The sequence below is a fragment of the Microcystis sp. M20BS1 genome, assembly GCF_020245305.1.
In the GTDB taxonomy this organism is placed as follows: Bacteria; Cyanobacteriota; Cyanobacteriia; order Cyanobacteriales; family Microcystaceae; genus Microcystis; species Microcystis ichthyoblabe_A.
In genome coordinates, this window is record NZ_JADBUZ010000104.1 from 1 (window position 1) to 10745 (window position 10745).

Consider the following 10745-nt stretch of genomic DNA (forward strand, 5'->3'; position numbering starts at 1 on the left):
AAAATTGGAAAAATGGATAAGAATAGGCGGGATATTATATCAAAGTAGTGCCAGCATGATCCAGAAGCATTTGCCTGGTATTTGTAATTACTTTGAAAATCATATAACCAACGGATTAATTGAGGGAATGAATACCAAAATAAAGCTTATTAAAAGAATAAGTTATGAATTTACCAATTAAGCTGTTTGCTTGCTTTAATTCATAACAAAAATTAACACAGGAAAACCAAAAGAGCCAGCCGAAGCTTGCCCTGAGCTACGTCGAAGGGTATTGTCGTTAGGAAAAGCGCGATACTGCCCATAGAGGGGATGTAAAACCAAAAGCTGGGTGTAAAGTCCGTCTTGAGGCAATCCCCCGTGAAATAGGAAGCTCTCAACGACCTTGAGAGTAGTTCACTTTATCAAAATCTTCTAGAGAGGATATAGTGTAGAGAGAATGATGTATCTTAATATAAGTAAAGTTTCGTAACAATTCTGAAATCCTTTGCTCAACTCTACCCTAGTTCCCAGCAATCCCGATCGCCTGAAACCCCTAGTCCCCAACTGGGAAAAATGTCAATCCGTCTTTTGGACGGCAGCATTTCTGGTCTCGGTCCCCGTGTTCATGCAAGCGCCCCTAGTGCGCTACTATCCCGAAGTTAGCCTAGGTTTAACCTTTTTTTGGGTGGGGTTAGGGGTTTGGCTGCTCAAACAAGAAAAAATCAGTCTTTGGGGGGATTTACTTTTGGGCTTTAGTTGGAGTTGGTTAGCAGGTTCTCTCTACTGGGGTTGGTGGCGTTGGGAACCGTTGATCCATATTCCCATGGAAGCGATCGGGCTGCCCTTTGTTCTCTGGGGACTATACAAAGGTCGCGGCAAAGTGGGCAATCTTTTCTATCTAGGTTCTTTGTTAGGGACTGCCATCACCGATGTATATTTCTATCTAACGGGACTAATTCCCTACTGGCGACAATTAATGACCGTGGAACTAGACCCCAACCTAGTATCGCCGATATTTCATAACGCCTTGGCCCAAATTGAGACCCCCTGGGGCATCAGTTGGGCGATCGTGCTGCTCAACTTGCTCTTAGCGATCGGTATTTATCCTTTGCAAAAAAGGGTATGTCATTGGTGGGCATTTAGCGGAGCCGTATTGAGTACAATTTTAGTCGATGGTTTATTTTGGATTACCGCTTCTCTGGCTTAAGGGTTTTCCTAGCTAATTCCGGTTTCCATCTATTTACTTAGATAGATGAAAATGTGCGGAATCTTGCTATATGCTATATAATGTGTAGTTGCGACTGTCTATCTATTGCCGCTCATTTACCTGTGGATATACTGCCAAGAGAAAATCCCTATTTACTACTCCATAACGATAAGGGAGAGCGTTTTTTCCCTCTCGTGGGGAGATCTTACTGGACAATCGGACGGGGCAAAGATAACGATATCGTGATTAAGGATCACTGTATCTCTCGCAATCACGCTATTTTACAATCCACGGAAACAGGAGATTTTTATCTGATCGATCTCGGTAGTCGCAATGGAACTTTTGTCAATGGCAGAAGGGTAGCCATTCCCGTGACTATCCATAACACAGATCAGATCACCTTTGGCAAAACCGAGGTGCAGTTCTATCGTGCTACTCCCACCAATGTAGGCAAGCAACCGCGCAATTTAGAATGGGACACCCCTACCTCCTCCGTCCATGAACGGCGCTTAACATCGGTGATGGTGGTGGATATGCGGAATTTTACGGCTTTAACTAGGCAATTAGACGAAAAAGTGCTTTCTTCTCTGATTGGCAGTTGGTTTCGCCATGCCGGGGGTATTGTCCGCAGTTCTGGCAGTTGGGTAGATAAATATATTGGTGATGCGATCATGGCCATCTGGTTTCACGGCCAACAGGAAGTCAATCAAGACGATATCCTGCAAATTTTCCAAGCAATTATACAACTACATAACATGACTCGCACCTTAAGCGCACAATATCCCTTACCCTTTAAATTACGCATCGGTGCGGCGGTGAATACTGGTTATGCCATGGTCGGCAATACTGGCAGCGGTGAACATCCAGATTATACGGCGATCGGGGATACAGTCAACGCCGCTTTTCGTTTAGAGTCGGCCACTAAAGAAATAGGTAGGGATTTAGCCATCGGAGCCACTACCTACAGTCATCTCATCGGTTTACCCTATCTCCACCAAGCTTTCGAGCCACATACCGTCAGTCTGAAAGGATACGACGCTAAAACTATTACCTACGGAACCACTTTTGATCACTTGGATCGTTTCCTTGATGCCAATAGTAGTGAGGAGATGACTGGAATCACAGGATTTGCCAGCCGTGCTGGTTTTGGAGAATAAACACTGTCCACTTAAAACTCAAATCTGATCACTGATAACTGATAACTGACCTACTCTTCGGTAGCGGCGAGAACTAAATCTTCCTCCTCCAAGGCGGGGGGAACTTCGATTTCTTCCACTACTTCCGAGACGGTCCGGCCTTCCGCTTCCGCTAGACGTTTTTCTCGGTATTTAATCGCCATTTCTTCCGCTTTTTCAAACACTAACGGGCGATTTTTGAGCATATCTCCCGGTTCTGGTTCTAATTGTTTAGTCGAGAGGGAAATGCGACCTCTTTCAGCATCGAGATCGATAATCATCACTTTTAACTCATCATTGACATTGAAAACCGTGTGGGGGGTGTCAATGTGATCGTGAGAGATTTCGGAAATATGCAGTAAACCACTGACTCCACCAATATCGATGAAAGCACCGTAGGGCTTAATTCCGCGCACGGAACCGATTACCACCTGTCCCACGGCTAAACCGTTCATCTTGCGTTCCACTAAAGCGCGACGATGACTTAAAACCAGACGGTTGCGATCCTCATCCACTTCTAAAAACTTTAAGGGCAATTCCTGACCGACTAAATCCTCTTTCGCCTCTCTGGTGCTAATGTGAGAACCGGGGATAAAGCCACGGAGACCTTCAATTCTGACTAATGCTCCACCACGGTTAGTGGCGAAAACATTCGATCGCACGGTAGCATCTTCTTTTTGCAATTGACGCACCCGTTCCCAAGCGCGCATATATTCGATGCGACGGATCGACAGGGTTAGCTGTCCATCTTCATTCTCGTCGGTAAGAATGAAAAATTCCCTGGTTTCGTTGGGTTGTAAAACTTCTTCGGGATTATCGACGCGGTTGATCGACATCTCCTGCACGGGGATAAAAGCGGCGGTTTTAGCACCGATATCGATGAGCGCTCCCCGGGGTTCCATGCTGAAAACAGTCCCGGCGACAACATCTCCCGGACTGAAATGATAATCGTATTTGTCTAGAAGGGCGGCAAAATCTTCATGGGTAAAGCCTATGTTTTTGTTTGCAGTTTTTTGGGTGGTCATGTACGTTGTTTGGGCCTCGGAATTTCCGTAGGTTTTTCCTCCTATGTGATGTACAGTTTCTAAATCAAGGAGATGCCTCCTAATTTAGTTTCTAGGTAGGGCCTAGGGGATGAACTGCCGCATCCGGCTTTCTTGCAGGCAATCCGCCTCAAGAATGACTTTTAAGAATCTAACCAGAGCTTGGGCTTGAAATAGCACAAGGGATCCTAATTATAACTGAATCGGGAACTATTTAAGACGAGGTGATCACGCTGGCTTCTTCCACTGGAGACCAAGAAGGATAGGCGCGTTCGATTTCGGAGGATTGCAGCAGCGCTAAAGCGGCGATAAAGTCTCTAATTCCCTGAAAATTGCCGTAAACCGAAGCAAAGCGCACATAGGCCACCTCCGATTCTTGCCGGAGATATTCTAGGACTAATTGACCGATCTCCTGACTTGTTACCTCCCGTTTTGAGTCTTGCTGCAGACGGGATTCGATATCATTGACGATCGCCTCTAATCTTGAGTGAGGAATGCCGGTTTTTTCGCAAGCGCGAACGATCCCTCGCAGCAGTTTGCAGCGATCAAAAGATTCCCGTTTACCATCTTTTTTAATCACCGTGATCGGCACGAATTCGATGCGCTCGTAGGTGGTGAACCGATATTTACACTGTAAGCATTCACGACGACGACGAATGCTCTGACCGTTTTCGGAGGAACGGGACTCTAAAACGCGACTATCGGTATGCTGACAATTAGGGCATTGCATAGGAGGCGCTCGGTGAGGGGAACCTTTAATTTAAGCCTTTAAATACGAAAACCAGAGCCGCTAACCTGCTTTTGACAAGCGGGCGGCTCAGGGAAGAAAATTATTAACCTAAACGGAGTTAAGAAATTTACTTTTGAATCCGGGGAGGTTCCCGGAAGGCAATGGCGAAGAAAATTACCGACAAAGCCATAGTTAAAACTAAAATGTAAGCGACGCTTTCCATGGTTGGACATCCTACAAGACTGCTATAACAATCCTATAGTATCAGGAAATGAGCTTTTCGGCTTGTCTGGGGATGTAATCTACATCCCCAGAATCAGTGGCAATCTATTTAACGCTAACTTTTGCCCCAGCATCTTCCAGTTTTTTCTTGATGGCGGCGGCATCATCTTTGTTAGTGCCTTCTTTAACCGCTTTGGGAGCGGCTTCTACTAGGTCTTTCGCTTCTTTGAGTCCCAAACCGGTCAATTCGCGTACCACCTTAAGGATAGCAATTTTCTTGTCGGCGGGAACTTCTTCGAGAACGACGTTAAATTCGGTTTGTTCTTCCACCGCTTCAGCAGCAGCCGCAGGAGCAGCCCCGGGGGCAGCCATAATTATGCCACCAGTTGGAGCGGCGGCACTAACTCCGAAGGTTTCTTCGATACCTTTGACTAATTCCGCAGCTTCTAAGAGGGTAAGAGTTTTGAGTTTTTCTAAGATTTCAGCTACAGCAGACATGGGTTAGACTCCTAATTGTTTTAAGTGATTGATTGGCGCGGTATTAAGCCGCTTCTTTTTCTTCTTGACGGGCCACGGCATCGACGGCACGGGCCAAAGATGCGGGAACTTCGTTGATGCTGCGGGCCAGTTTGGTGGCAATGGCGTTGATTGCTCTGGCGGCCTGAGCGATTAACTGTTCTTTCGACGGTAAATCAGCGATCGCTTTGATCTGATCTTCTGTTAACAGTTGACCTTTTGTCCCTTCTTTGAGGACACCGCCGCGCAATTCGGTTTTTTTGCTTTCTTTTTTGAACTCTTGATAGGCCTTGAAAGCTCCACCGATATCCTCTTTTACGAGCAGAAAGGCGGATGTTCCCGATAAAAGGCTTTTCATCGGTTCCCAGCCACTATCTTCAGCGATCGCCAAGCCCATCAAAGTATTTTTGGTGACTTTACAAATCGTTCCCGTGGGGCGCAATTTGCGGCGTAGATTGCTGATTTCAGCGACGGTTAAACCTTGATAGTCGATGACCATCGTTAATTGAGCTTCGCTCAGGGAGGTTTTTAATTCTTCTAGAATTACTCCCTTGCTTTCTCTGCTTCTCCCCATCCCTTGTTCACCTCCTGTATGCGGGGGACCGGTTCCACAGGCACAAAAATAACCCCTTGTAGCGCCGGGGTTGAGTGGAGAGAATCAGTTCAGGCACGACCAAGACAGAAAAAATCTCTCTTTAGTCTTTTTGGCTGCTGTTTTCTCGCTTTGACCTCGGCAGGGTATTTAAGCTGTTTCGCACCTGCTGTCTTTGGCTTAAGCCAGTCCTTTATTATAACACTATTGCGGAATTTATGTCAAGCACCACCAGGGAGCGGGCAGGGGCAAAATCCTGACGAGTAGAACAGGCATCCTCGTTGAACGCCAAGTCTAAAACCCAAACCTCTTTATTTAAGCGGCACAAACTATAGCGTTTTTCAGTCTGCTGAGGTACAAAAGTTATGGGTTTTAGGCAAAAGGCAAGAGGCCAAGGGACTTGCGTGGGAATAATATCCCAGCCAGAAAATCGCTCTGTAGAAGAATAAGACCAGCCCTAAATGGTACATTATCAAAGCGCAAGTCCCCAAAGGCAAAAGGGAAGAAAAATAGATGTACCTCACTAGCTTAGGAAACGCCATATCTCAATTATAAAAAACGGGGTCTATACTGATAGTTTCTTCAGCAAAATAGTCCCAAAAGTCTTTCCGGTAAACACTTCATGATTCTATAGACAAAAATTATCACACAAAGTCGAGAAGAACCCAAATGGTTTACCCGTTTAGCTGTGGGGGCAGTTATTTATCACACCCTCGAATCCCTCGGTTTACGATATCCCACCGTCACCGAAGAACATCACCAAGCTTTACTGAAAGCCAAAGAAATCCTCGAAAACGAGCCAGATTAAAAATGGAAGAAAATCCCGAAAAAGCGATAATTGCCGGAAAATCGATCGTATAATCAATGTCGATTTTCAAGAATTCCCCCTATGAATTATCGCATCGATCGCCGCACCTATGCTGAAACCTACGGCCCCACCGTCGGAGATAAAGTTCGCCTGGCAGACACGGAATTATTTATCGAAGTCGAAAAAGATTTCACCACCTACGGCGATGAGGTAAAATTCGGCGGCGGTAAAGTAATTCGCGATGGGATGGGCCAATCCCCCATTTCTAGGGAAGATGGGGCGGTAGATCTAGTGATTACTAATGCCCTAATTCTCGACTGGTGGGGCATCGTTAAAGCTGATGTGGGCATTAAAGACGGCAAAATTTATAAAATCGGTAAAGCGGGCAATCCCCACATTCAAGATAATGTCGATATTATTATCGGTCCTGCTACCGAGGCATTAGCTGGGGAAGGGATGATTTTGACGGCAGGGGGGATTGATGCCCATATTCATTTTATCTGTCCCCAACAAATTGAGACAGCGATTGCGTCGGGGATTACCACGATGATTGGTGGCGGGACCGGACCTGCAACGGGAACTAATGCCACCACCTGCACCCCGGGAGAATGGAACATCTATCGAATGCTAGAGGCCGCCGAAGCTTTCCCGATGAATTTGGGTTTTTTGGGTAAAGGCAATAGCAGTCAGCCGGAAGGACTAGCGGAACAGGTAAAAGCGGGGGTAATTGGCTTAAAACTCCATGAAGATTGGGGAACCACTCCGGCAGCCATTGATACCTGTTTAAGCGTGGCCGATAAGTACGATGTGCAGGTGGCGATTCATACCGATACTCTCAATGAGGCCGGTTTTGTTGAGGCCACTATCGCCGCTTTTAAAAATCGCGTCATTCACACCTACCACACGGAAGGAGCCGGCGGTGGTCATGCTCCCGATATTATCAGGGTTTGCGGGGAAATGAACGTTTTACCCTCCTCTACTAATCCCACCCGTCCCTATACGACGAATACCTTAGAGGAACACCTCGATATGTTGATGGTTTGTCATCATTTAGACCGGAGTATTCCCGAAGATGTGGCTTTTGCTGAATCCCGCATCCGCCGCGAAACTATTGCCGCCGAGGATATTCTCCACGATTTAGGGGCTTTTAGCATCATTTCCTCCGATTCTCAAGCGATGGGACGGGTGGGAGAAGTAATTATCCGCACTTGGCAAACTGCCCACAAAATGCGGGTACAACGGGGCAGACTGACCGGGGAAACGGGAGAGAATGATAATCTGCGGGCAAGACGATATATTGCTAAATATACGATTAATCCTGCTATTACCCATGGTGTCTCCGATTATGTCGGTTCCATCGAGGTGGGCAAATTAGCCGATTTGGTTCTCTGGAAACCGGCATTTTTTGGCGTAAAACCGGAAATTGTCCTGAAAGGCGGTTTAATCGCCTGGGCGCAAATGGGCGATGCTAATGCCAGTATTCCCACACCGCAACCGGTTTATATGCGTCCCATGTTTGCCTCTTTTGGTGGTGCGATCGCCAAAACTTCCTTGACATTTGTTTCTAAATATGCTATGAAAGCGGGCATTCCTGAGAAGTTAAAGCTGAAAAAAACCGCCGTGGCCGTGTCGAATACGCGCAATATCAGTAAGGCTAGTATGAAGCTTAATGACGCTTTACCGCGCATGGAAGTTAATCCCGAAACCTACGAAGTGCGTGCTGACGGGGAATTATTAATCTGTGAACCCGCTACGGTTTTACCCATGGCCCAGCGCTATTTCTTATTTTGAATTCGATTTCAGAAAACGGGTTTTTTCAAAAAATCCGTTTTCTTTTTGAATCACAGTTAAGGATTAGTAGGAAAATTTGGGAAAAATAACTTAACCAATCCTGCCATTAGTGCAGTAACAATAGCAACAAAGATGGTTCGATTAGTAAATTCCAAGTTATCTAGTCGTTTATTCACGCCTGTTAATTCTCCTTTAATATTTGCTATGTCAACTCTTAAGTTATTCACTTCTTCAGATAGCTTGTCTATTTTGCTATTAAGTTGTTCAGATAATCTGTCTATTTTGCCATTAAGTTGTTCAGATGATTTGTCTATTTTGTCATTAACTTCTTTGAATTGTCCTACAATAAAGTCTTTTAATTCTTTGAGGTCGTTTTCTGTAAATGTTGCCATTGTGTGACTCTCCTAGTAATTGTTTGTGATACCAATAATTTTACCCCTAAGTTTAACTCCTAACCCTTCATCAGTCAAATTGCATCGAAGTTGCATCACCAGAAGGAATAAAACTTGCCCAATAAAAAGGATGTTTTTGCTTCTCACCCTTGAGCATTCCTAGTTGAATTTGTCGTAAAGCTTCACTGCGTCCTTCTCCTTTTTGTAAGCGTCCATAATAGGCGACCATTAAATCTTTAGTCGCGTCATCAGATACTTTCCAAAGGCTAATTAATTGGCTTTCACTACCTGCAATAACTAAAGCACGGCGCAATCCATAAACTCCCTGACCGATTTTAATATCTCCTTTCCCCGTATCGCAAGCGGAAAGCACAACTAATTTGGTTCCGACTAAGTTTAAATTGGTAGTTTCTAAAGCAGTCAAAACCCCATCATCTCCTGCACTTTGACCGATTGTAACTCCTGCTAAAACTAACCCAGAACGCAATAAAGGATTCTCAAGCACATTGCTTTCTGGTTTAAAAAAACCATGAGTAGCGATGTGGAGAATATTTGGTTTTTTAACTTGTTTGACGGCGTTTTCTGTGGCTTTAGAACCCGTTAAAACAGTGGCTTGAGGTAAGATATTTTCAATCGCTTTAGCTTCTTGTTCTGTACCCGGAAGACCATAAAAAGTAAACTCAGAAAGGTCGATGGAACGAGTGAGAGCGACTTTTTCCCCTGCTTTACCGTAGAAAGGATCAGCTACAATGAGCGGAGATTGTTGACTAGCAAATCTATCTTTAAGGCGCAGTAAATCCCGTCCAGAAGTGAGGTAAGTAATATGATAATTTTCTACCAAGTATTGATTATTTTCATCTACTAAAGCTTCAAAGGGAATTAAATTAAGTGCAGCATCAGGAGAAAGCAGAATTGTTTTAGTATTGCCTAATAATTGACGGATAGGCTGCATCAATGTCTCATCAAGTTGACGCGCTGATTTTTGTAGTTGAGGGAGAGGAGTTTCTGCATCTGCAAGATTGTCACGAAAGTAAATTAATTTGTCATCAATCGGTTTGGCTTCCCCTAAATCCTTAGCTTTGATGTCACCATTAGGATAGAGAATATAAACAGCATAACGAGGAATGCCAAAGCGTTGATTTTCAGGTGCTTTAGGATTAAGAGGTCGATAGCGGACTATTTCAACTAAAGCAGCATCAGCAGGAATTAGTTTTTGAATACCTTCGAGGGTAATGGGTTGGGATAAGTTACGAAATTCGGCACTACGAACACCGATTTTACCCTCTATTGCTTTTGCTTTTGCGGTAACTTCGTTAAGTTGTTGACGGTAAATTTCTGGTGAGGGAAAATCATCAGGCTTTTTAAAAGTCAGATTAGATAGTTGAGTCCGAACTTCAATCAGTTGAGTTAATAATTGTTGACTTTCGGGGTCATCAGTACGTTGTCGGAGAATTTGTAAGCTATTGGTTGAAACATCTAAAATTCGTCCTTTGCGTTCTAAGATAGTTTTCAAGGCGAGACGGGTTACTTCTGGGTTATTCGGTGCAGCTTGAAGATTGAGGGAAATCACCGAATTAGTCGTCCCTAAAACCTTTGCCATATAATCTTGTTTTTGCTTGTCATCCCCCATTTTTAGATTTTCTGAGAGGTTGTATTCTTCTACTGCAAGTCCTTGGCTGAGATAATTAATGGTTTGAGGAATGTCATCTTGAGACTGGTAAAATACAGCCAAATTGATGAGACTGGTGGCGGTATCGGGATGGTTGTCTCCTAATTGTTTTTTGAAGATAGCTAAAGCTTGTTTTAAGAGGGGTTCGGCTTCTTTGTACCTTCCCTGAGACTGGTAAAATACAGCCAAATTGTTGAGACTGGTGGCGGTATCGGGATGGTTGTCTCCTAATTGTTGTTTCCTGATAGCTAAGGACCTGTGGTAGAGGGGTTCGGCTTCGCTGTATCTTCCTTGAGACCAGTAAAGTAATGCCAAATTGTTCAGACTTAGTGCAGTATTGGGATGATTTTCCCCTAATTGTTGTTTATGGATAGCTAAGGCTTCTTTGTAGAGGGGTTCGGCTTCGCTGTATCTTCCTTGAGACTCGTAAAGTCCTGCCAAATTGTTGAGACTGGTGGCGGTTAGGGGATGGTTGTCTCCTAATTGTTGTTTCCAGATAGCTAAGGCTTCTTTGTAGAGGTGTTCGGCTTCGCTGTATCTTCCTTGAGACTCGTAAAGTCCTGCCAAATTGTTGAGACTGGTGGCGGTAGAGGGATGGTTGTCTCCTAATTGTTGTTTCCT

At 44.7% G+C, this 10745-nt stretch carries 10 protein-coding genes, 2 pseudogenes and 1 other annotated feature; of the genes and pseudogenes, 5 read left to right on the plus strand and 7 right to left on the minus strand.

Annotated elements, in window-relative coordinates:
• From IM507_RS10620 to IM507_RS10630, 3 genes and pseudogenes are all read left to right on the plus strand, one after another.
• Window positions 1–206 (plus strand): annotated as a pseudogene (locus IM507_RS10620) (transposase); the annotation flags it as partial.
• A 278-nt stretch (window positions 207–484) separates the two neighbouring features.
• Window positions 485–1186, plus strand: coding sequence for a DUF3120 domain-containing protein (locus IM507_RS10625; RefSeq protein WP_002736983.1), 702 nt, complete (start codon window positions 485–487; stop codon window positions 1184–1186).
• 122 nt (window positions 1187–1308) lie between these two features.
• On the plus strand, window positions 1309–2343 hold the full coding sequence (locus IM507_RS10630; RefSeq protein WP_420065434.1) for an FHA domain-containing protein: 1035 nt from the start codon (window positions 1309–1311) through the stop codon (window positions 2341–2343).
• Window positions 2344–2393: 50 nt separating this feature from the next.
• Here IM507_RS10630 and IM507_RS10635 read toward each other — a convergent pair whose 3' ends face one another.
• The 5 genes from IM507_RS10635 to rplJ all read right to left on the minus strand — a co-directional run bounded on the left by IM507_RS10635 (window position 2394) and on the right by rplJ (window position 5446).
• Entirely contained in the window at window positions 2394–3386 is a 993-nt protein-coding gene (locus IM507_RS10635) for a 30S ribosomal protein S1 (RefSeq protein WP_002737013.1), read from the minus strand.
• 232 nt (window positions 3387–3618) lie between these two features.
• Window positions 3619–4134: a transcriptional regulator NrdR gene (gene nrdR / locus IM507_RS10640; protein ID WP_002737459.1), complete on the minus strand. Its 516-nt coding sequence runs from the start codon at window positions 4132–4134 to the stop codon at window positions 3619–3621.
• A 127-nt stretch (window positions 4135–4261) separates the two neighbouring features.
• Complete coding sequence (locus IM507_RS10645; RefSeq protein WP_012267019.1) at window positions 4262–4357, minus strand: photosystem II reaction center protein T; 96 nt, start codon at window positions 4355–4357, stop codon at window positions 4262–4264.
• Between the two features lie 104 nt (window positions 4358–4461).
• On the minus strand, window positions 4462–4854 hold the full coding sequence (rplL, locus tag IM507_RS10650; protein WP_002736522.1) for a 50S ribosomal protein L7/L12: 393 nt from the start codon (window positions 4852–4854) through the stop codon (window positions 4462–4464).
• Between the two features lie 43 nt (window positions 4855–4897).
• A complete protein-coding gene (rplJ, locus tag IM507_RS10655) occupies window positions 4898–5446 on the minus strand; it encodes a 50S ribosomal protein L10 (RefSeq protein WP_069473827.1) in 549 nt (182 codons plus the stop codon).
• Window positions 5447–5544: 98 nt separating this feature from the next.
• Window positions 5545–5661, minus strand: a sequence feature (ribosomal protein L10 leader region).
• Between the two features lie 470 nt (window positions 5662–6131).
• On the opposite strand from rplJ, the pseudogene IM507_RS10660 reads away from it, so the two are divergent.
• Together IM507_RS10660 and ureC are read left to right on the plus strand one after the other, a co-directional pair.
• Window positions 6132–6272 (plus strand): annotated as a pseudogene (locus IM507_RS10660) (polyphosphate kinase 2 family protein); the annotation flags it as partial.
• 81 nt (window positions 6273–6353) lie between these two features.
• Complete coding sequence (ureC, locus tag IM507_RS10665) at window positions 6354–8063, plus strand: urease subunit alpha (protein ID WP_002735350.1); 1710 nt, start codon at window positions 6354–6356, stop codon at window positions 8061–8063.
• A gap of 56 nt (window positions 8064–8119) precedes the next feature.
• On the opposite strand, the gene IM507_RS10670 is transcribed toward ureC, so the two are convergent.
• A complete protein-coding gene (locus IM507_RS10670) occupies window positions 8120–8455 on the minus strand; it encodes an LPP leucine zipper domain-containing protein (protein ID WP_002737579.1) in 336 nt (111 codons plus the stop codon).
• Between the two features lie 70 nt (window positions 8456–8525).
• Window positions 8526–10745, minus strand: a 2220-nt coding sequence (locus IM507_RS10675) for a CHAT domain-containing protein (protein WP_287636978.1), incomplete at its 5' end; no start/stop codon positions are given.

Bases quoted from the DNA above. Each gene is read 5' to 3' on its own strand.
- rplJ (WP_069473827.1), bottom strand. From the start codon at position 5,446: ATGGGGAGAAGCAGAGAAAGCAAGGGAGTAATTCTAGAAGAATTAAAA.
- rplL (WP_002736522.1), bottom strand. From the start codon at position 4,854: ATGTCTGCTGTAGCTGAAATCTTAGAAAAACTCAAAACTCTTACCCTC.
- IM507_RS10635 (WP_002737013.1), bottom strand. From the start codon at position 3,386: ATGACCACCCAAAAAACTGCAAACAAAAACATAGGCTTTACCCATGAA.
- IM507_RS10645 (WP_012267019.1), bottom strand. From the start codon at position 4,357: ATGGAAAGCGTCGCTTACATTTTAGTTTTAACTATGGCTTTGTCGGTA.
- nrdR (WP_002737459.1), bottom strand. From the start codon at position 4,134: ATGCAATGCCCTAATTGTCAGCATACCGATAGTCGCGTTTTAGAGTCC.
- IM507_RS10670 (WP_002737579.1), bottom strand. From the start codon at position 8,455: ATGGCAACATTTACAGAAAACGACCTCAAAGAATTAAAAGACTTTATT.
- ureC (WP_002735350.1), top strand. From the start codon at position 6,354: ATGAATTATCGCATCGATCGCCGCACCTATGCTGAAACCTACGGCCCC.